The sequence below is a fragment of the Neobacillus solisequens genome, from assembly GCF_051233465.1.
Lineage (GTDB): Bacteria > Bacillota > Bacilli > Bacillales > Cytobacillaceae > Neobacillus.
In genome coordinates this window covers 24,825-47,696 of the sequence record NZ_JBKFGJ010000021.1, presented here as the reverse complement: position 1 = coordinate 47,696, position 22,872 = coordinate 24,825, and the positions used below count along the sequence as shown (strand labels likewise).

The following is a 22,872-nucleotide window of genomic DNA, read 5'->3' as shown; positions in this document are numbered from 1 at the left end:
TAGGTTGGAACTAGATACATTCCTATACAATCTGCACTTTGACACAAATAAACTTCTTCCGTCGGAATGGCAACCGGATTGGGCAGACGCACCGCTTCCCTATAAACTGTATCGTGGCTTACCAGAGATTCCGCTTACCGCAGATGTACCGTTAACCCTCAAAGGGAGAGAAGCTAATTCAAACCCTAGCCTGGAGGAGTTTGGTCATTACTTATGGTATGTATATGGTCTAACCCGATACTCTCAAGCTGCTTACATTGAAGGCACCGAGGAAAAAGCTACTGTAAGCTATGCCCAGTTATTTCGGAGATTTGTTCCCTCTGGCGGAGCGCTGTATCCCAATGAATTATATATATACTTAAAGTTAAAGGATGTACCAGAGGGAGTATACCACTACGATGTTGCACACCATCGCCTTTTATTGCTACGAGAAGGCAACTACGATTCCTACCTATTCAGAAGTCTAGGTAATCGATATAATCTCTCAGACTGTTTTGGAATTGTTTTTGTGTCGACGGTTTTTTGGAAAAATTTTTATAAATACAATAATTTCTCATACAGATTACAAGGGCTAGATGCAGGTGTGCTAATTGGGCAATCGGTGGAAGTGGCAGATAGGATGGGGTTCTCAACCCGAGTATGTTACCAATTCCTTGATCGTTCGATCAATCATTTGCTGGGGCTATCAGAACAAGACGAAAGCATATATGCTGTGATTCCATTATCTATCCACGCTACCAACGTTAATAGTGGCCAATTTGAAGAGGGAGAAAATATTTCGGCAACGGAATTATCCCGGGAAGTTCCGTTACTTAAGCATGTAACATATAACCGTTCAAAAAGAGTTATTGATTACCCAGTGCTGAAAGTGATGAATAAAGCATCGATGATGGAAACAACACACTCATTTGAGAATATAAAAAATGATGCTCTTCCTAACAATTCCTTAGGCACGGAGTTGATCATGCTGCCATATACGGAGCCAATTTCATACGACCTTGCATCTGTTTGCAGGGAGAGGCACTCACCTGATATTGATTTTATGATAGGGAAAATCAATCAAACAGAAATAGCTTCTTTGTTAAAAGAGACCATTTCATTTTCGTATCAAAATGACCTTGGCAACAAATATAACAATGCAGCATCCAGTTTAGAGTTGTATGGCACTTTTTATAATGTGGAAGGTGTTCAAGATGGTGCTTACGCCTATGACAAAAGTGCTCATGCACTTCGGAGAATCTCTAAAGGGGATTTCCGGGAGTATATGCAAAATGGTTTAATAACCCCCAATGTAAATCTGTATCAGGTTCCGCTTTGTCTGCATTTTGTTGGAGACAAGGACCACCTTAAAAAGGAACTGGGCTACAGAGGATACAGAATTCAACAGATGGAGGCAGGAATACTTTTGCAAAGGCTGCTCTTGACAGCATGTGCCCTAGAAATGGGGGGACACCCACTATTAGGATTCGACTCGAACCAAAGTGATGAACTTTACGGAGTCAATTCGAAAGGAAAAACAAGCCTTATACAAATTCCTGTTGGTCCATATCGTCCCCGCGTCTGGTTAAAAGGAGGTTTGAATAGCTAGGAGTAATGAGTATTTCAAATAATTTTACTAAAAATAAGAAGCCTTGAGAATTCAAGGCTTTTTGTACGTCCCAGAGAGAGTTATAGATTTCCTGCATCTAAAAGACCCATGTTAATTCGTTGAGGAGAAGTATTCCATAGGACATTTGTCATGAATTATTCGATAATTTGTCTTTAATTAACTAAAATGCAATCTATTTTTCCTATATAATACTTAAATGCCATAATTATTAAATATTCATAAATAAAGGGAAAGTAAGGGGGGAGAAGTTAGTTAAAAGACTAAAACTTTGTCGTTTTGAAGTGCAACTAGCTAAACCAAAAGAGGATATTAGACAATATTACATGTTAAACAAGAGATGATATGCGATTAAGTTGTTTCAACGAAAAATTGCTATTATTTAATAATATTTCTTCGGAATGTGGAGGTTTACATGAAAAAACTAACAAAATCGTTACTTGCACAAATACTAGTATTCTTTCTTATATTCTTAGTTTTACCAATTTCAATAGCAGGATATTTCCTCCATTTTGATACAAATAAAGACTTAACTCAAATTGAAAAAGAGCATGCTCTTGTTTCAAATCAAGTTGCTCATAAATTAATTGATAAGTTTGGAGAAAGCCTGCTGGGGGTAATAAAAACTAATTCACATTGGGAAAATAATCGAAAAGCAGTAGAAAGTAAAGATATTAATTGGATTAATGAAAATGTAAATTATAGCATGAATGTTATTCCTAATCTCTCCTTTATTTCAACTGCTGATTTAGATGGAAATATTCTCACTCAAGTGGGGGATATAAAAGAATTTACAGGTTCAATAAATAATAAAAAGATCTTAGAAGAATTGAAATATAAAAAAGCAATCTCAGGTTTAGTTGAAACATCAAAAGGATTAGCAGTAATAGCAGCATCTAAGATCACCAATGAAGAAGGAACCGCTGAACCAACGGGAATCCTTATTTTTGGAAGAATTCTTGATAATAAAGCAATAAGAGAAATAAAAGATACTTTACAAAACGATGCAGCAATTTTAACAGATGATGGGACAATACTGTCCACATCAAAATATCTTACAAAAGATGATCTTTCAAAAAGTCTAGAAACAATACAGACTGGTGCAAACAAGAAATTATTTGTTACTTCCCTGCGCAATTCAAAAGAATATGCTCAGATGACTACACGACTTCGAGATTTTTCTGGTAAATCTATAGGAGTTATAACCGTAGACCAGCAACAAAAAACCATTACTAAGGTTAGAAGTGAAACTTTAATAACAATAATCGTTACAGGTTTCATTATGCTTTTAATGATGATCGTATTGTCGTTTTTTATGAATCGATTGATATTAAAACCGATTAAGCACCTAGTTAAAGTTTCTGAAGAAGTTTCAAAAGGGATCCTAACAAACGGTGTTAAGCAAGTAGTCAGTAACCGTAAAGATGAATTAGGTAGCTTAGGAAAGTCATTAAATTCAATGATAGGCAATTTTCAAATTTTAATTAAACAAGTAATGGCAGCTATTGAAAAGGTAGCCTCATCTTCTGAACAACTTTCTGCCAGTGCCGAAGAGACTACACTGGCAACCAACCAAATCTCAACTGCCATTCAACAAGTGGCAAGTGGCTCTGAAACCCAACTTCAAAGTTCAATCGGTTCTTTAAATACCGTTAAGGAAATGGTCGTGGGAATTAAAAATGTAACAGAAACAGTATCCGTCATTTCATCAAACTCTTCAAAAACGGAAGAAGAAGTCGAACAAGGAAACCTATCCGTAATTCAGGTTGCTCAGCAGATTAAACATATCAGTAAGTCATTTAGCCAATCTGTTAAGGTTGTTAATCAATTAGCAGAAAGCTCAAATGAAATTGCCAAGATTGCATCTGTCATTACAGAAATCTCGAACCAGACGAATTTATTATCATTAAATGCTGCAATAGAAGCAGCTAGGGCTGGTGAACATGGGAAAGGGTTTTCTGTTGTTGCAGAAGAAGTTCGAAAATTAGCGGACCAAACTTCTGAATCTGCTAAACAGGTAGGAAAACTTATAGAAGTAATTAAACAAGAATCCAATAATACAGTTCAATCAATGGACACTGTAAAAAATGAGGTAGAAGAAGGATTATTGCAAATTAGAAACATCGAAACAGTGTTTGAGAGAATTTTGAATGCCACTCAAGAAGTTGCTAATCAAACGCAGGAATTATCTGCTGTTTCCACTCAGATGTCAGAAAGTACGAACAGAGTCTCCTCTTCTGTGGAAGAGATGGCTTCTTTAGCTAAAAACTCTGCTGATTCTTCCCATAGTGTCGCTAACTCATCACAGGAACAGTTAATGGCAATGAAAGAAATTTCCTCTACATCAGGCCATTTAATGAATATGGCACAAGAATTAAAAATATTAATTAACAAATTTAGGGTATAAATTAGTTTTAAACAAGTAGTAATTTGAGGTAAAGATATTGCTCATATTGTATTCCAACAAAAAAATTGTTAATATAATAATACAATGATGAGAGGACTGATGGATGGACAATGATTAACTAATCTATATTTTATATTTGAAATAAATAACTTCAAACGACAAAATATAGGGTTAGTCTATCCATTTTTATTAAACAGTTTACACTTTATTTGTCATGATTCAATGGCAAATAGAACTTATTTAATATTAGTGAAAGATTAATCCTCCCAAATACCTTATTGGGAGGATTTTTTACTCCCACATAGATAAGATTGATATTTTTTTATCTGTAATGAAGGAGAGAGAAAAATGAGCAATTCAGACACTATAGTTACACATGTAATACTCCATATAAGTCGTTAATATCCATCAAACTTATATGGAGGAATTTAGAATAGATGGATGTGCCGACTTTGTATAAAGAGAAAAAAATGTTGATATACAAAGGAGGAATTATCATGTCAATGATACAAGTTCAAGACTTAACTTTTTCCTATCCAGGTAGCTTTGACAATATTTTTGAAGATGTAAACTTTCAAATAGATACGGATTGGAAACTTGGATTTATCGGTAGAAATGGACGGGGTAAAACTACATTCTTTAATTTACTATTAGGGAATTATGAGTATAGTGGGAAAATCATTTCTTCAGTAGAATTTAATTATTTCCCTTATCCAGTTTCAGATAAAAACAAGTATACACATGAAATCTTAGAAGAAATTTGCCCCCAAGTAGAAGATTGGGAATTTCTTCGTGAAATCTCCTATTTAAATGTTGATGCCGAGGCTATGTATCGGCCATTTAAAACATTATCAAATGGAGAACAAACCAAGGTGTTGCTTGCTGCCCTTTTTTTGAATGAGGGTCAATTTCTATTGATCGATGAGCCCACCAATCATCTAGACACTGAAGCACGAAAGTTGGTTTCTGATTATTTAAGGAAGAAAAAAGGGTTTATTTTAATTTCACATGACAGAATCTTTTTAGATGGATGTGTTGATCATATTTTATCTATAAATAGAGCAAATATTGAAGTTCAAAGTGGTAACTATTCTTCTTGGAAGTTAAATTTTGAAAGACAGCAAGAACACGAAGAGGCAACAAATCAGCGCCTTCAAAAAGACATAGGGAGATTAAACCAGTCGTCAAAGCGTTCAGCAGGTTGGTCTAATCAAGTGGAAGGTTCCAAAAATGGGACTACGAATTCGGGTTCTAAGTTGGACAAAGGTTTTGTAGGACATAAAGCGGCAAAGATGATGAAGAGAGCAAAGAACCTTGAATCAAGGCAACAAAAAGCTATTGAGGAGAAATCAAAACTGCTAAAAAATGTGGAAAAAACAGAGACATTAAAATTAGAGCCATTGAAATTTCATTCAAATGAGTTAATGGTCTTAACCAATGTGTCGGTTAAATATGATGGCCAAATAGTGAATCAACCAATTAGCTTTAAAGTTGAACAAGGTGACCGGATTGTCCTTGATGGAAAGAATGGAAGCGGAAAAAGTAGTATTCTAAAACTAATTCTAGGAAATCCCATACAACATACAGGGTCCATTCATTTAGGCTCAGGCCTCATCATTTCCTATGTCCAACAAGATACCTCTCATTTGAAGGGACTATTATCGGATTTTATTGAAGAGCATGGGATTGATGAAACGTTATTTAAATCCATTCTCCGTAAGATGGATTTTGACCGAATTCAATTTGAGAAAGATATATCTCATTATTCTGGTGGACAAAAGAAAAAGTTGCTTATAGCCAAAAGTTTATGTGAAAAAGCGCATGTATATATTTGGGATGAACCGTTAAATTTTATTGATATTTATTCGCGCATACAGATTGAAGAGCTTATTCAAAGCTTTAATCCCACAATGGTCATTGTTGAGCATGATCAGGCATTTCAACAAACAGTTGCTACAAAGAGTATATTTATTTAGTTGGCTGTGTTAAAACAGTGTTGATTTTTTTACACTCTGTTGATTGGAGCGTAAGGTGCGAAGACTCCTGTGGGAGTACGGTTCTGGAGAGACCCCGCAGGTGCAAGTGCCGAGGAGGCTCGCCGAAACGCCCACGGAAAGCGAAGCACCTGGAGCGCAAATCAACAGCCAAGTTTAACAGAGCCATTTAGTTAAAAATTGAAGATATAATAATTTTTTTGGTTATTAACTATAGTGGGCTTTATTTTTATAAAGTCTTTGAAACGATCTTCCACAATCGGGAGCTTTTATGGAGTAAAGAAAAAGAACCCAATTTCTCTATTTTAATTCAGAGAAATTGGGCTTTTTAGTATTGAAATTTCATCTATCATGATGGTTAACAAAACAACTGTCTGATATTGTTTTCTTATTGGGCAAGAGATAATAATGAATGGGCATTCAATAGTGATATAATAAGTTAAAAAGTAGGTGTTTAGTTAATGGTTACCATTAAAGATGTGGCAGAAAAAGCTGGTGTTTCTGTTCAAACAGTTTCGCGAGTACTGAATAACAGAGGCTATATCAGTCAATCTACGAGAGAAAAGGTACACCTAGCTATGGAAGAATTAAATTATCAGCCTAACGAGCTCGCTCGTTCTTTGTTTAGAAAAAAGTCAAATATGATCGGATTAATAGTTCCTAAAATTTCACATCCTTTTTTTAGCGAGCTAGCTTATTTTCTTGAGTATTATGCCTATCAAAAGGGGTATAAATTGCTGCTATGTAATTCAAACCATGATAAATCGAAAGAAAGCAGTTATCTTGAATTATTAAAGAAAAACCAGGTCGATGGTATTATTATGGGCAGCCATAGTTTGGATGTAGATGAATATATTAACCTACAATTGCCGATTATATCATTTGATCGGATTTTAGCAGAAAAAATTCCATATGTTGCTTCCGATAATACCATGGGAGGAAAACTAGCATCACAATTATTAATCAAGAAAAATTGCAGAAAGCTGGCTTATGTATATGGTGGTCTTGGAGGACCGCATCACAATGCGTTGCTGGCAGGTGGTAGACTTCAAGGCTTCAAGGAAGAAATAAAAAACACTGGGATAGAATTTACTACTTTGAAACTAGATGATTCGGACTCAAACCTAGATAACAATGTAGATAAGATTGTTCGGTTCCTTCAAAAGTGTCCGGATATAGATGGTGTATTTACGAGCAGTGATGTAATTGCTGCCGAGGTTATTCAAGCCTGTCATCAATTAAAAAAGGCAATTCCGGAAGAAATTAAAATCATAGGATATGATGATATTGGGATCGCAACACTAATGTGGCCGCGTTTAACAACCATTAGTCAACCAATTGAGAAATTGGGTGAACTAACAATTGATTTGATTGCAAGACAGATCGAAGGTGAAGAGGTACCACTTGAAAACATTTTACCAGTCTCTGCTATTGAAAGAGAAACAACTTAGGATCTCTTGGAGAAAAAGAAAATGCATATTGTTATAAGTCCAAATGTAAAATCCTCTTTAACCATTATCCATATCTTTAAGAAACTACTGAGTTTGTCAATCAGTAGTTTCTTTCGTTTTAGATAAAAATTTTAATATGTTAACCGATTGACATATTTGTGTTAACCGGTTAACATAATAAGTAACAACCGGTTGATTTAAAATTTGATATGTTTTGAAAACGTTTTAATATTGTTGATCTGTGGCGAGGAATAATCGTAATTTAAGGGATTTATTTATTTAGTTTAATTGCTATATAGTATAGGAATGAAATATCAATCTTCACCTTTTTTACCATTATTAAGTTAGATGTAATTCGGGGAATATTTGTAAACGTTTTAATATCTTGGATTTGCGTTGCAATTGTGAACGGTATTTGACCTTAGTATATAGGCTAAAAACAAGATAAAATTATTAAAGAGAGAGGGGTATTTAATCATGGCTGAATTGAGAATACCAAAGTTGAGATGGTTTTACTTTTTACCTGTATTATTTTTAATGTGCTTTTTTTCATTTTTAAGTTCGTCACTCTTAGCAATTGCCTTGCCTGGAGGCATGATGAGGGATTTAGGACTTGTTGCAAGCGTTGCTGGATTTGCGGGTGGAGTCGCGGGCATTGGAGGGATGATTTTACAGATCTCTGGTGGACACATTGCTCAAAAAGGAAAACTTAAAAAATTTCTTTTCTTTACAACGGTATGTTGGAGCGTAATAACCATTCTTCAAGCATTTGTTGAAACTGGTTGGCAACTCATTTTGCTTAGATTTCTGCTTGGTGTTGCGGAGGGAGGTATTGTTCCAGGCATCATGACTCTTTTGCCATATTGGTTTCCAGAAAAGGATGGTGAAAGGAGTCGTGCCATAGCGGTAGTGTTTAGTGCATCCGGCATCGCAGCAACGCTGACTGGTCCAATCGGTGGATTACTTATAGCCATGTTTAATTGGCAAATGATGTTTATCATTTTAGGTGTTATTAGTTTAATAATTGGTGGCATATGGTTTGCCGTAATGTATGACAGACCTGAAGATGCTAAATGGTTAAGTAAAGAAGAAAGAGAATATATTACTACAACCATTCAAAAGGAACAGAATGCTATAGTGAAAGATTGGGACAATAACCTAAGTGGGGATAAGCTACTACCAATTTTAGGTTATCTCTTAAGAAATAAGTATAGCTGGGCTTTAAGTATCATTGGCTTTTGCGCAGTATTTGGTCAGATAGGATTTTTTACTTGGATGCCTACAGCTATTCAATCTGTTACACATGCAGGAATTGGTAATATAGGATTACTTAGTGCTCTTCCATCTATTACTGCAATTTTTGGATTGGCTATATGGTCTAAATTAACAGCGAAAATAAAGCAGCGGCGCCTTAGCACGGGGATACCTCTATTTTTGTTTGCTATTGCTCTGGCTTCCCTAGGCCTTTTTTCTAATAGTACAAATGCTACTTTGTATATCGTTTTAATGTGTGTAGTTGGCTTTTTTATACAGGCATTTATGCCAAGTTTTCATACGATACCAACTCTTATTTTCTCCAAAGAGGTTGAAGGTGCCTGTAGGGGGATAACAGGATTTACTTCAGCAATGGGTGGTTTTGCTGGACCCTATCTTGCAGGTGTTTTTATCTCGCTATCAGGTTCGCAAGCTGGCGCTATGTACGTTATGGCGTTCATCTTGTTCGTTGGAGTGTTAGCAGCGTTCATACTTCCTAAAAATCTTGGTTTAGAAGAACAGGTTGGAAAAAATAAAGTAACAGCTTAACTTTCTATTAAAAAGTCTAAGAAATAATATATCAAATTTATATAGTTAACTATCTAGTGATACATTCCTTCTATTAGTAAATGCGAGTAGGAATGTATCACCATATATTTTGTTATTTTAATTTAGTCATGCTAAGGAAAGTAGGAATAGTAAATGAAAGTACAAGAAGTTATTGAGGCGATTCTCTCAGATTCATGTGGCGATATGAGACTTGAAAAAACAGGTGACCAGATCATATGTGGTAATCATAATTCTGAGGTACAAGGAATTGTCACTACGTTTATGGCAACGATGGACGTTATTAAGAAGGCTATTGCTGTCGGGGCAAATATGATCATTACACATGAACCTACTTTCTATACAGGGTGGGACGAGACGGATTGGCTTAAGGATGACCCGTTATATCTTGCAAAGAAAAAGTTGATTGAAGAAAACAATATAGTAATTTGGCGGTACCATGATTATATGCATTTGGGGAAAACGGATAGAATTTATGATGGGCTTTTGCAAGAAATTGGCTGGGAAAATAATTTGCTGGAGGAGAACCCACCATTCATATACAAAATTAATGAAATCACTTTGGCGGAACTTGCCAAATTTTTTAAACTGAAACTATCAATGGATGTAATTCAAATTGTCGGCAACCCCGAAATGAAATGTTCAAAGGTAGGAGTGCTAGTTGGTGGAGGAAGCTTAGGGTTAGGCAGAGAACAAATGCCTATGGAGTTAATGAGAAATCATAACTTGGATGTTATGGTATGTGGTGAAATTACAGAATGGACACTTTGTGCGTATGTCAATGACGCAACGATGCTAGGATTGGAAAAGGGTATGATTGTTGTTGGCCATGAGCGGAGTGAAGAATGGGGCATGAAATATATGGAACAATGGTTGAAGCCTCTAGTTAATAATATTCCAGTTACTTTTATTGATGCGAAAGAGCCGTTCCTTTATTTTTAAACCTTCATTATTCATAAATTTATATTAACACAAGGAGTGAATCCATTGGCCATATCACAAGTAAATTTTTACTCAAAGGCTTTAAAAAGGGAAGTTACTTTTAATGCATTATTACCGATAGACCGCACTGAGATGTTTGGAAATGTAAATACTGAGGGACGCCCATTAAAATCTCTTTATCTTTTACATGGGTATTCTGGCAGTTATTTGGATTGGCTTAGCCTCTCAAGAATTAGAGAAATATCTGATAAATATAACTTAGCAGTGTTTATGCCTTCAGGTGAAAATAATTTTTATTTGGATGATATTGATAAAGGGGAATTATTTGGTGAATACATAGGAAATGAATTAGTTATGTTTACCCGAAAAATGTTCCCCTTATCTTCAAAGAGGGAGGATACCTTTATTGGTGGATTATCAATGGGCGGATATGGAGCGATTCGCAACGGATTAAAGTACTCTGATAATTTCAGTCGTATAATTGCCTTGTCCTCCGCAATCATTACTTATCGGATAGCGGGAATATCTAACGACTATAAAGATGAAGTAGCGGATTATAAATATTATAGAAGAATTTTTGGTGACTTACACCAGCTTTTGGGCAGTGATAGAGATCCTGAGGCACTTATCGTTGATTTGATAAAGGCTGAAGTGGAAATTCCCAAAATATATATGGCATGTGGAACTGGCGACTTCTTATTAGATGTAAACCAGAAATTTTATGAATTTTTAGTTTCCAAGAATGTGAATGTGATATATAGAGAAACAAATGGGGACCATTCGTTTGGTTTTTGGAATGAATATATTGAAAAGGCTATATCTTGGGCCATCTGTGATCGTGATAATTGAGGGGCAAAGAACTCTTTTAAAATATTGGCTATGTTAAAGAATACTTCTGATTTTAAACCCTGTTGATAGGAGCGGAAGGCACGAAGACTCCTCGAAAATGCTAAAGCATTTCCTTCGTGCGTGGGCGAATTCTAGGGAGATAATCAATGTCCTGTGGGAGTACGGTTCTGGAGAGACCCCGCAGGCGCAAGCGCCGAGGAGGCTCGCCGAAACGCCCACGGAAAGCGAAGTGCCTGGAGCGGAAAGCAACAGACAAGTTTAACAGAGCCAAAATATTAAAACAGAAGGAAAAAGTCCCCGATGTGATGGAACGTGTTTAAAAACCTAAATTGAGTGTTCCCAGTTGAGGGGTCTCTCTCCATTTTCAATTAGTAAAAGAGGTAGCAAGAAATGAAACCAAAATTAGAAGATGTAGCAAAACATGCGGGTGTTTCACGAGCGACTGTTTCCAGAGTATTAAATAACCGCGGCTATATTAGTGACAAAACCCGCAAGCTAGTTAATGATTCAATGGAAGCAATCCATTATGTCCCTAATGAAATGGCACGATCTTTGTCCTCACAAAAAAGTAACATAATTGGGTTGATTTTTCCAACAGTAACCAACCCGTTTTTTTCTGAATTAATATTTAATCTTGAAATGGTATGCGAGGAATTAGGGTATAAAGTGTTTTTATGTAATAGCTTGAACCATGCGCAAAAAGAAAAAAAGTATTTAGATATGCTCCTTCGAAATCAAGTGGACGGCATCATTGTTGGTAGTCATAATAGGGGAATATTTGATGGAGTATTAACAAGATTACCAATTGTCGCAATTGACCAATATATTTCTGATTCTGCTCCCATTGTATCCTCAGATAATTACTTAGGAGGTAAATTGGCAACAGAACATTTGATAAAAAAGGGCTGTAAAAAGATCATCCATATAGGTGGGCCGGCTAGTTTAAAGACGCCAACACATTTACGATCAGCTGCATATAAAGATGTAATGGAGACTTACGGCCTTACTCCAATCATTTATGAAACTAGTCAAACTTTTAATTCTAAAGTGTATGATGAATTGATCATTCGAATTTTTTCGGAAAATCCCGGTATCAATGGCATTTTTGCAAGTGATGATATTCTAGCAGCAAACATTTATTATAAAGCTTTAAGCCTTGGTATAAAAGTTCCTGATGAATTAAAAATTGTTGGTTATGATGGTACTAAAACAGCTAGGAATTTCCTTCCAAACCTAACCACAATACAGCAGCCTATTCTTGAAATGGCAAAAAGAGCTGTTAAATTATTAGATAGTAGAATAAACAATGATGATAATTTTATAGAATGTAATGATCCACTTAACGTAATTTTGGTAGAAGGCGATACAACTTAAGCAAATATGAGGGATGACATGTTCATTGTTTAAGAGGATATGAAACATTTTGATTCCACCGATATTTGAAAATGCTTTTTCATGGAATGGAGGAACTAATTATGGATTTTTATAGTAGAGTGAATCCTGAATTAAGAGAAGGTATAGATACAACACCGGTTATTCAACTCCCTGATGATTTAGAAATGGCAAGACAAATGCCGATCCCCCCAACATTGAATTCAAAATTTGTTCAAATTACTGAACGGTTAGTTTCCGGTGGAGATGGACAAGAAATGATGGTTAAGATTTACGAACCGGTTCAAAGAGACCAGTCAAATTTACCTGCGGTTATATGGATACATGGAGGAGGATATGTCTTAGGGCATCCAAACGGAGAAGACAGCCTATGTGAAAATTTTGTGGAAGCTGCCAATTGTATTGTCATATCGCCAGATTATCGCCTGGCCCCTGAGCATCCCTTTCCAGCAGCTATTGAAGACTGTTATGCAACATTGTTATGGGTAACAAACTCTGCGGAAGAATTGAATATCGACTTGACACGGATTGCCATTGGAGGAGGAAGTGCAGGTGGAGGATTAACTGCTGCATTGGCATTAATGGCTCGTGATAAAGGTGGACCTGCCATCTGTTTTCAAATGCCATTATATCCAATGATTGATGATAGAAATATTACGTTCTCCAGTAACGAAATTGAGGACAATAAAGCAGTGTGGTACACATCTAATAATTTGGCGGCTTGGAGAATGTATCTAGGTGAGCATGCAAATGGTAACATCTCTCCATATGCCGCACCAATACGGGCAGAAGATCTGTCAGGGCTTCCTCCGACATATACATGTGTAGGTCAATTGGATCCTTTCCGTGATGAAACGATTAACTATGTTACGCGTCTTGCACAAGCCGGCGTTGCAGTAGAATTTCATCTATATCCTGGTTGTTTTCATGCCTTCGAACATATTGTTCCAAATGCAGAAATCAGCCAGCGAGCCCAAAATGAATATATTAATGCACTTAAAAGGGCATTTAGTTTTTCAGATAAAGTAATATAAATGAGGCAGAAAAAATGATACATGAAGTGATCGATATTCGAACCGAGCATTCTGAAGCAAAATTATATACTTATTTTTTAAATAATTCCCCAGAAATAGATTGTAATCGTAAACGTCCAACGGTCATTATATGTCCTGGCGGGGGATATGAATTTACTTCTGACAGAGAAGCTGAGCCGATTGCCATTAGAATGAATGCAATGGGTTTTCATGCATGTGTTTTACGTTATAGTGTTCATCCAGCCACTTTTCCAACAGCACTATTAGAACTTTCCATGGGAATTTCACTTATTAGGCAGAATGCAGAACAATGGTATGTTGACAGGAATAAGATCATTGTTGCTGGTTTTTCAGCTGGTGGTCACTTGGCAGCAAGTTTAGGTGTATTTTGGAACAGAAGTTTTTTATCTAAAAGTTTAGGGATTTCAAATGATGAGATAAAGCCTAACGGAATTCTATTAAGTTACCCGGTTATTACTTCTGGAATATATAGACATAAGGATTCTTTTACTGCGTTGTTAGGAGAAAACCACGATAACCTTTTACAAGAGGTGTCATTGGAACGACAGGTTTCCACTGACACTCCGCCAACCTTCTTATGGCATACCTATACAGACGAGCCTGTTCCTGTTGAGAATAGTTTTTTATTTGCTAATGCCCTTCTTAAGAATAAGGTATCTTTGGAAATGCACATCTTCCCTTATGGGATCCATGGTTTGTCCCTTGGAACAGAGGAAACTAAGGCAAAAAATAATGAATGGACTATCCAGCCAGAAGTGGCCAATTGGATTGAAATGGCTGGGCGCTGGATAAAAGGACTACAATAAAAAAATGAGAAAAGCATTTATTAGAAACTAAGGAATATGCGATTAACCTTTTCTGAGGGATATTTGTAGATTGCGTAGAGGTCGATAAATGAACCCGGAGGATCAAGATGCTTGAGTTTGATAATAGAATTTTATTACAAAATAAAAGGAACGATATCCTGACAGTAGGAGAACTTCTTATTGACATGATTTCAGCCGAATATGATGAAAATGTGGAATGTAATACCTATCACAAGTTTTTCGGGGGATCCCCTTCTAATATTGCCATAAATGTAAGGAAATTGGGGATCCATTCACTTGTTGCTTCTGCTGTAAGCGAGGATGGTTTTGGAACATTTTTAATGAACCATTTACGGAAGGCAGGAATCGATACAAGCTGTGTTCAGATAGTAGATAATTCTACCAGTATGGTAGTCGTAACGAAAAGCCAATCAACACCAATCCCCATTTTCTATCGTGGGGCTGATTATCATTTAGCCTATACTCCTAGTCTCGAAGAAGCTTTACTAAATTCAAAGATTGTACACTTTTCTTGCTGGCCGATATCGATGCCACCAGCACGTCAAACAATTGAAAAAGTAATAAAAAAAGCTAGAGAAAATGACATTTTGATAGGTTTTGACCCAAACTACCATCCAATGATTTGGCAAAGGGGCGAAGATGGTGTTGATTATGTTAAGTCTATCATTGGTAAAGTTGATATTGTCAAACCATCTGAAGATGACGCAGAAAGATTGTTCGGCAAAGATACTCCACTAAATCAGATTGAAAAGTTTTTGAAACTCGGCCCTAAACTGGTCATCATGACATTGGGAAAAGATGGTGCAATCGTTTCGAATGGAATGGAAATGGTGGAACTGAACTCATTTGCGACAGATGTAATAGATACTACAGGTGCGGGTGACGCATTTTGGTCTGGTTTTTATACCGCATTGGTGAAAGAACATACGATAAGAGAGGCGTTAAACTTTGGTTTTGCGGTCAGTGCTTTTAAGTTGAAACACACGGGTGCAGTAGTGAACTTGCCTAAACTTGAAGTAATTAAAGAGTTATATGACTTGTAGGAGGATGAAGTATGTCAGTTAGAAACCAAGTTCAGTTGATTACTTATCCAGATTCACTTGGGGGAAATTTAAAGGCGCTGAACAATGTCCTTTTAACACATTTTTCAGATATTTTTAAAGGGGGGGTTCATATTCTTCCACCCTTCCCATCATCAGGAGACAGGGGGTTTGCTCCAAAGACCTATTTGGAGATTGAACCTAATTTTGGAACGTGGGAAGACATAAGAGCCATCGGTGAAAATTATGATATTTTAATTGATGTGATGGTAAACCATATTTCAAGGCAGTCTGAGTATTTTCAGGATTTCCTTAAAAAAGGGAGAAAATCAAAATATGCAGATCTTTTTATTACCCTTGATAAGATCTGGGAAGATGGAAAGCCGAAAAAAGAAGACATAGAAAAAATGTTTTTGCGCCGGGCACTGCCATATTCATCATATACAATTGAAGAAACTGGTGAAGAAGAGAAGGTTTGGACAACGTTTGGTAAGACGGATCCGTCCGAACAAATTGATTTAGATGTGAAATCGGAGAAAGTAAGGAAACTTTTTACGGAGTCCTTTATGAATTTCAAAAAGCAAAATGTGAAGATTATCAGACTGGATGCCGTTGGATACGTCATAAAAAAACTGGGAACAAATTGCTTTTTTGTCGAGCCGGAAATCTATGAATTTTTGGATTGGATTTTAGAATTAGCTAATTCTTTAGACATTGAATTGCTGCCTGAAGTTCATTCTCATTACAGCATCCAATACAAATTGGCTAAGCATGGATGTTGGATTTATGATTTTATTTTGCCATATAGAATCTTGGATGCATTGTTTAATAAATCCAGCAAAGATCTTCTACAATACCTGAAGACACGCCCGCACAAGCAGTTTACAATGCTTGATTGCCATGACGGAATTCCAATCAAGCCAGATTTAGATGATCTGATAGACACGAAAGAGGCAAGAAAAGTGGTTGATGTATGTTTGGAACGGGGATCAAACCTTAGTCTCATTTTATCAGAGGAGCACAAAGCGCCCGATGGGTTTGATGTTCATCAAATTAGATGTTCCTATTATTCAGTACTTAATTGTGACGATGATGCCTACTTGGCTGCGAGAGCCATTCAATTCTTTGCTCCTGGAGTACCTCAAGTCTATTATGTAGGTTTGCTAGCAGGAGAAAATGATCTCGAAAATGTACGAAAAACTGGTGAAGGACGTGAAATTAACCGCCATAACTTCACCCTTGAGGAAATTGAAAAGTCTCTTGAAAAAGAAGTAGTTCAAAGATTGTTAAAGCTTATTAGATTTAGAAATGAATACGATGCTTTTAATGGTGAGTTTACCGTATTGGAATCGGCTAAGGACGAAATTCGACTTTCCTGGAAAAGAAATGAGAAGAATTGTACATTATTGATTGATCTTAATAAGAATAAATCAGTAATTGATTATATTGATGAAAACGGACAGGCATCACAATATTTTATATAGTCATTTAGGAATTCTATATAAATATTTACCTCCGATTAACATCCTCATTTTATACCCAATAGTAGCAATTTTGGGGGAGGTTCATTTCTTTAAACTAGAAATGAAATGCCTTATCTAGATAGGTATGGGGTAGTTCCCCTATGTGTATAAACTCTGGAAAAAAATCCAAAATAAAAAACTCAATTTCTAAGTATAAAAATTTGAGAAATTGGGTTTTTTATTTTGCTTGACCTAAAGTTGTTTAAAATTATTACTTTGTATTAAAAGAAATTTTGATACTTCATCGAAAAATAATAAACAAGAGTTAAAAGGGCTAAAATAGAAAAGTTATAAAAACTAAACCTGATAAGGTATAGTTTACTTTTTTGTGGATCTCTCTTAATAAAAAGTTTAAATGAAATGACACTTGCGAGGGAAGCAACAATTGTACCAAGCCCACCTAAATTCACTCCTACTAATAAAGGTTGCCAATTTACAGAGAATTTGGATAAAAAGATTGCAGCAGGTACATTGCTTATCAGTTGGCTTAAAATAATGGAACTGAAAAAAATAGATATGGGACTTTTTAGGTTTTCGCTTGCAAATGTGTGAACGACCTTTAATTCAGATATGTTTCCTATAAATATAAAAAAACATATAAATGTAATCAGCAATAAATAATCAATTTTCTTTAATAATTTAATATCCAGTATACATGCGGTTCCCAATGCGAGGATGAACGCAAGTTTGTAGCTTAATACCCCTAAAATGGATGCTGATATGATGCCAAATAGTATACCCCATACTGTTGCCTTTTTTTTACTTTTTATAGGAATATACGGAAGTTCCATTTCCAATGTTTTACTATTCAATCTTTGATTAAGAAAGAATAATAGAATAATTCCAAGAACCACTAATAGAAGGATGGCTGTAAAAAATTGTATTGGCTTAATTCCGTAGTAAGTAAATATGAAAAGATTTTGAGGATTTCCCATTGGAGTTAGGCTGCTTCCGATGTTAGCCGCAATTGTCTCTAGGATAATAGTGTCTAACATAGAAGTTTCTATAATCTTACTAATGATAAGTGTTAATGGTACAAACGTTATTAATGCCACATCATTTGTAACAAGCATTGAACTAAAAAAGCATAATAAAATTAGGATTGCTGAAACACTTTTGCTATTATGACATTTACTAAGTATAGTAATGGCGAACTTATCCAATAGTTTAAGATCTTCCAGAGCCTTAACTACGAGCATAAGATTAAATAAGCTGACTATAACTTTAATATTAATATATTCTAATTTTGGTGCATGGAATAAACAGCTTAAAATTGCTAACAGAAGTGATATGGAAAATACAAGATCTTTTTTTAAAATTCCAAATTTCAAGTTCAACTTTTTTCTTTTTTCACATAAGTACATTCTTTCATCAATCCCCCTCCAGTATTAACTATTCTACTACATACCTCCGTTTCTTGCATTTGAAACTACAATGTACTTTTAAATTACCATCTTTTCCATGAAATAACAGGAAAAAAAGTGTAGTGGGAGCAACGGTGAACATTGGTTTTGGTCTGGTGTTATTTTAATGAAGTGGATGAGTTTGGAATAAAGATTAAACCTCTCTAAATTCCTTCATTAAAGGAATTCCATGAGAGGTTTGTTTTAGCTCCTTATATAAGACCACCATTTACACGGATAGTTTGACCGGTTATCCATGCTGCATGTTCACTTACCAGAAAACATACTACTTCGGAAATATCTTGTGTCTCACCGAGTCTCCCAAATGCATTCATATTTTTCAACCCTTGAATTTGCTGTTCGGTTTTACCAACCGTGAATAACTCTGTATTAACAGGACCGGGAGCAATCGTGTTAATCGTAATATTTTTATGGCCAAACTCATTTGCTAACTGTCTTGAAATCTGTTCGACAGCACCTTTTGTAGCAGCATATACACTATAGGTCGGGAACATTAATCCTGTAACAGAGGTTGAAAAGTTGATGATTCTTCCGTTTTTGCCCATATGTTGATAGGCTTGTTGGCATGCAAAATAAGTACCCTTCACATTAATCGAAAATTGTTGATTAAAATCTGCCTCCGTTACTTTTTCTAAAGGCTTATTCACCATAATTCCAGCATTATTGATAAGAATATCTACTTTCCCAAATGTAGATAGAGTTTCTGAAAATAAATGTTCAATCTCCCTTACGTTACTTACATCTGCTTTGATGGCAACTGCCTTTCCTCCGTTTGTTTGAATCCTTTTTACCACCTCCTGAGCCTTTTCAGCACTACTTGAATAATTGACAACAACCCATGCGCCATGTAAAGCTAATTTTTCAGCTATTTCTCTCCCGATTCCACGTGATCCCCCTGTTACAATCGCAACTTTTCCTGATAAATGTTCCATTTATATTCTCCTTTTCAAATGCCTTGTTCCGATTCAATTCCGTTTAGATTACAACGGATTCAATGGAATTATGTATATCCTATATCAAACATTTCTAATCTAGATAGATGAATCCTATTTAATCATTGCCTAATTCTCCAGAAAGTGTTAATTATGTTATAGGTGAAGAAAGGGATGATCAAATGTCTGCCAAGTTGGAGGAACAGAAATTAGAATTAGCCTCATTAATAAGCCGTTACACCGACAAAGATGGGTTCCACCAAACATCACTTAAATCAATGAAGCTTATACGGTTTTCAACCATTTCAGAACCACTACACTCCATATATGAACCATCTGTTTGCTTTATTGCACAAGGTTCAAAATTAGTGATGCTGGCAAACGAGATGTATCAATATGACCCCAACCGATATTTAGTGGCCTCAGTACACCTGCCGATCACGGGAAAAATAACGGAAGCAACCAGGGATAACCCCTTTTTATGCCTGCAACTGAGCTTCAGTACAGAGCAAATTTTAGATATCCTAAAAGATATGCCAATTGTAAAACAAGAAAAGGACCTCTCTCCGAAAGCACTGGTGGTAGGTAAAGCTACTAGCCCTTTACTAGACGCGGTAATAAGATTAATCAAACTATTGGATGATCCTTCTGAAATGAACGTTTTAGCACCGCTAGTTATTAGAGAAATTTTGTTTCGAATCTTAAGAAATGAACATGGCGAACAAGTGAAACAATTTGCAATCTTGGGGAATAAGGCCAGTTCCATAGAAAAAGTAATAAAGCTGATAAACAGGGATTTTGCAAAAACGTTACGAGTTGATGAGCTAGCCCAATCCATTAATATGAGTACCTCTTCACTTCATGTCTATTTTAAAAAAGTAACAGGAATGAGCCCTTTGCAATATCAAAAAATGATTAGGTTACAAATGGCGCGCCAATTCCTATTGTCTGATCATGTTCATGCAGCCGAAATCGCTTTTCAAGTTGGATATGAAAGCCCTTCGCAGTTTAACAGAGAGTATGCACGATTATTTGGTTCTCCACCAATCAGTGATAGAAATAAAATAAAAGCACTAACTAGTAAAGAGTAGTCCCAAAATTTAAGACGGAATTTTTCCAAATGAAAGAACTAGTTGCATAATAAACATTAAACCCTTCTCAATAATGAGAAGGGTTTTTCAATATGATGTTAATAAAGTGTAAACAGTTTGATTTTGAGGATCCATCCATTAATGGCTTATTTTTTTAAGAGATTACTTTGACAAAAGAAAAATCAACCACTATTATAGACTCATATAATCGTCGATTAATAATATCTACAATACAAGGTGGTGTTGATCACTTTTTATGAATAAAATAGGTTAACTCTTTTTCAAATAACATGAATCTCGATAAAATGACAGACTAAATGGAGGTGTAATGAGTTATTGGGATATGCTAAGAAAAGCAATCATTGTACCAACGAAGTTAATGGAAACTTTGATATTGAGGGAAGTAAAAAAAGGAGGAGTCCTAAGTGGGAAAGCCAAAATTATGGACAAAAAATTTCATTAGTAGTTCAATCGCTAATTTCTTAACTTTTACAACATTTTACTATCTATTAGTGACTTTACCGATCTATGCGATGCAAGAATTAAAGAGTAACGAGTCTGAAGTTGGGCTTATTGTTACATTTTTTTTAATTGCAGCTATAATTACCCGCCCGTTTGCTGGCAAATGGATTGAAAAGATTGGAAAGTTTCCTGTTTTTTTGACAGCCTTTTTAATCGTATTTGTTTCCTCATTTCTTTATTTTATCGCACATTCTTTATGGATCTTACTTATTATTCGCAGTCTACATGGAATTGGATTTGGAATGGCAACGACAGCTACAGGAGCCATTGTAGCCGATCTTATTCCTGAATCTCGTAAAGGGGAAGGTATGGGGTATTATGTTTTAACACTAAATCTCGGTATGGTAGTTGGACCTTTTTTAGGATTAACCATTATGCACCTTGGCAGTACAAATCTATTGTTTTCCATTAATGCTTTACTGGCATTATTTGCATTGATTTTTGTCATTTTTGTTCGGATCCCTAAAAAAATTATGCCCAAAGAGGTTAGAAATTTAAACACGAATAAAGGAATAAAGTCTTTGCTTGAGATGTCTGCTATTCCTATTTCATTAATTTCCGGATTTTTTGCTCTTGCTTATTCCGGGATCATATCCTTTGTATCCGTTTATGCAAAAGAAATCGGACAAGTTCAGGCAGCAAGTTATTTTTTTGTAGTCTATGCATCTGTCCTTTTAATTTCAAGGCCTTTTACTGGAAAATGGTATGATCAATATGGAGCAAATAAAATTATTTATCCATCCATTTTGCTTTTTGCCATTGGGACTTATTTACTTAGTTTATCCCCAACGTTACCGTTGTTTCTTCTTTCTGGTGCGCTTGTCGGTTTAGGGTGGGGAACTATCTTTCCAAGTCTCCAAACCATCGCCATTGAAATTGCCCCGGCTGAAAAGAGGGCCTTGGCTACTGCTACGTACTTATCGACTTTTGATTTTGGGTTTGGAATTGGTTCCTTTTTATTTGGTCTAGCAACAGTAAAAGTAGGGTATAGTACATTATACTTTTATAGCACTTTCTTCGTGCTTGCCGGGATCGTTATTTACTATTTGTTGCATGGTAATAGTTCTGTAAAAGGATCAGTTCATATAGGGAGAAGGAAAAGCGAAGTAGAATAGGGCCAAGACATGTGACCAAAGTATTTATGACAATAACAAGGCAAAAACCTCTCAAGTCTCCTTGATAAAGGATTTACAAGAGAGGTTTAATTTATAGAATTTGTTATTAGAACGGTGCGGATAGTCTAAGATCACCAGATCATTTTAAGTCCCGGTTAAATGAAGATTAACAGAATTACTCCGCAAATGATAAAATCACCACTTGACATAAGAGATGCAATAGTTTTAAATAAAAAAGAACAAACGGTCTTTTTTTAACACAAAGGAGTGAATGATAAATGAGTAAAGGGGAACGAACGAAAAAATATATTATTGAACAATCTTCGTCATTATTCAATACAAATGGCTACAAATCAACTTCTATCGCTGAAATAATGAAGGCCACGGGATTGCAAAAGGGAGGTATATTTTACCACTTTGAAAGTAAAGAAGATATTGCTAAGGCATCCTTTGCATATTCGTTAATGAAACTGAAAGAAAATTATTTGCAAGCTATTCAATCTAAGGAGACTGCTCTTGAGCAATTTCAGGCTTTTACCTCAACTTTTATGACGTTATTGAATAATGAAATTATCGTTGGTGGATGTCCGTTAATGAATGCAGCCATTGAAGCTGATGATTCAAATATTCTAATCGAAGATTCTGTAAGGGATGGCTTTGCTGGCTTAATTGATATAATCAAATCTATAATTGAGTTAGGAAAGAGTCAACATGACATTGACGAACAGATTGATTCTGAACAAATGGCAGTATTCATTCTTTCTTCTTTGGAAGGTGCGTTAGCCATCAGCAGAATATACAAGGATCAGAGATATTTAGACATGGTCATCGGACAAATAAAAGCTATGCTTTTCTAATTTACTTTTTTTTTTTGCTTCAAA

17 protein-coding genes are annotated in these 22,872 nt (G+C 35.6%); 15 read left to right on the top strand and 2 right to left on the bottom strand.

The features are described from left to right. Positions 1–4 precede the first annotated feature (4 nt). From ACI3K6_RS19630 to gtfA, 12 genes are all read left to right on the top strand, one after another. Entirely contained in the window at positions 5–1,588 is a 1,584-nt protein-coding gene (locus ACI3K6_RS19630; protein ID WP_435556160.1) for a SagB family peptide dehydrogenase, read from the top strand. A gap of 433 nt (positions 1,589–2,021) precedes the next feature. After that, positions 2,022–4,013 (top strand): methyl-accepting chemotaxis protein, encoded by a 1,992-nt coding sequence (locus tag ACI3K6_RS19625; protein ID WP_435556159.1) that lies wholly within the window; start codon positions 2,022–2,024, stop codon positions 4,011–4,013. Between the two features lie 497 nt (positions 4,014–4,510). Beyond that, on the top strand, positions 4,511–5,989 hold the full coding sequence (locus ACI3K6_RS19620) for an Lsa family ABC-F type ribosomal protection protein (protein WP_435556158.1): 1,479 nt from the start codon (positions 4,511–4,513) through the stop codon (positions 5,987–5,989). Positions 5,990–6,468: 479 nt separating this feature from the next. Next, positions 6,469–7,458, top strand: a complete 990-nt coding sequence (locus ACI3K6_RS19615) for a LacI family DNA-binding transcriptional regulator (protein WP_435556157.1) — start codon at positions 6,469–6,471, stop codon at positions 7,456–7,458. 477 nt (positions 7,459–7,935) lie between these two features. Then, on the top strand, positions 7,936–9,261 hold the full coding sequence (locus ACI3K6_RS19610) for an MFS transporter (protein ID WP_435556156.1): 1,326 nt from the start codon (positions 7,936–7,938) through the stop codon (positions 9,259–9,261). A gap of 153 nt (positions 9,262–9,414) precedes the next feature. Beyond that, entirely contained in the window at positions 9,415–10,221 is an 807-nt protein-coding gene (locus ACI3K6_RS19605) for a Nif3-like dinuclear metal center hexameric protein (RefSeq protein WP_435556155.1), read from the top strand. A 45-nt stretch (positions 10,222–10,266) separates the two neighbouring features. Continuing rightward, positions 10,267–11,070: an alpha/beta hydrolase gene (locus ACI3K6_RS19600; RefSeq protein WP_435556154.1), complete on the top strand. Its 804-nt coding sequence runs from the start codon at positions 10,267–10,269 to the stop codon at positions 11,068–11,070. Positions 11,071–11,460: 390 nt separating this feature from the next. After that, complete coding sequence (locus ACI3K6_RS19595; protein WP_435556153.1) at positions 11,461–12,444, top strand: LacI family DNA-binding transcriptional regulator; 984 nt, start codon at positions 11,461–11,463, stop codon at positions 12,442–12,444. A 101-nt stretch (positions 12,445–12,545) separates the two neighbouring features. Further along, positions 12,546–13,496: an alpha/beta hydrolase gene (locus ACI3K6_RS19590; protein ID WP_435556152.1), complete on the top strand. Its 951-nt coding sequence runs from the start codon at positions 12,546–12,548 to the stop codon at positions 13,494–13,496. 14 nt (positions 13,497–13,510) lie between these two features. After that, positions 13,511–14,323: an alpha/beta hydrolase gene (locus ACI3K6_RS19585; RefSeq protein WP_435556151.1), complete on the top strand. Its 813-nt coding sequence runs from the start codon at positions 13,511–13,513 to the stop codon at positions 14,321–14,323. A 107-nt stretch (positions 14,324–14,430) separates the two neighbouring features. Next, positions 14,431–15,387 carry a carbohydrate kinase family protein gene (locus ACI3K6_RS19580; protein WP_435556150.1) on the top strand — a complete coding sequence of 319 codons (957 nt, stop codon included), beginning with the start codon at positions 14,431–14,433 and terminating at the stop codon, positions 15,385–15,387. An 11-nt stretch (positions 15,388–15,398) separates the two neighbouring features. Further along, positions 15,399–16,868, top strand: a complete 1,470-nt coding sequence (gene gtfA, locus ACI3K6_RS19575; protein ID WP_435556149.1) for a sucrose phosphorylase — start codon at positions 15,399–15,401, stop codon at positions 16,866–16,868. 260 nt (positions 16,869–17,128) lie between these two features. Here the strand turns inward: gtfA and ACI3K6_RS19570 are convergent, their stop codons facing one another. Both ACI3K6_RS19570 and ACI3K6_RS19565 read right to left on the bottom strand, forming a co-directional pair. Continuing rightward, positions 17,129–18,271, bottom strand: a complete 1,143-nt coding sequence (locus tag ACI3K6_RS19570; RefSeq protein ID WP_435556148.1) for an SLC13 family permease — start codon at positions 18,269–18,271, stop codon at positions 17,129–17,131. Between the two features lie 251 nt (positions 18,272–18,522). Next, positions 18,523–19,263: an SDR family oxidoreductase gene (locus ACI3K6_RS19565; RefSeq protein ID WP_435556147.1), complete on the bottom strand. Its 741-nt coding sequence runs from the start codon at positions 19,261–19,263 to the stop codon at positions 18,523–18,525. 182 nt (positions 19,264–19,445) lie between these two features. On the opposite strand from ACI3K6_RS19565, the gene ACI3K6_RS19560 reads away from it, so the two are divergent. The 3 genes from ACI3K6_RS19560 to ACI3K6_RS19550 all read left to right on the top strand — a co-directional run bounded on the left by ACI3K6_RS19560 (position 19,446) and on the right by ACI3K6_RS19550 (position 22,848). After that, the gene (locus ACI3K6_RS19560) at positions 19,446–20,354 is read left to right on the top strand and encodes an AraC family transcriptional regulator (protein WP_435556146.1); all 909 of its coding nucleotides are present in this window, start codon (positions 19,446–19,448) and stop codon (positions 20,352–20,354) included. 425 nt (positions 20,355–20,779) lie between these two features. Continuing rightward, entirely contained in the window at positions 20,780–21,991 is a 1,212-nt protein-coding gene (locus ACI3K6_RS19555; protein ID WP_435556145.1) for an MFS transporter, read from the top strand. Between the two features lie 278 nt (positions 21,992–22,269). Then, positions 22,270–22,848 (top strand): TetR/AcrR family transcriptional regulator, encoded by a 579-nt coding sequence (locus ACI3K6_RS19550; RefSeq protein WP_435556144.1) that lies wholly within the window; start codon positions 22,270–22,272, stop codon positions 22,846–22,848. Positions 22,849–22,872 lie beyond the last annotated feature (24 nt).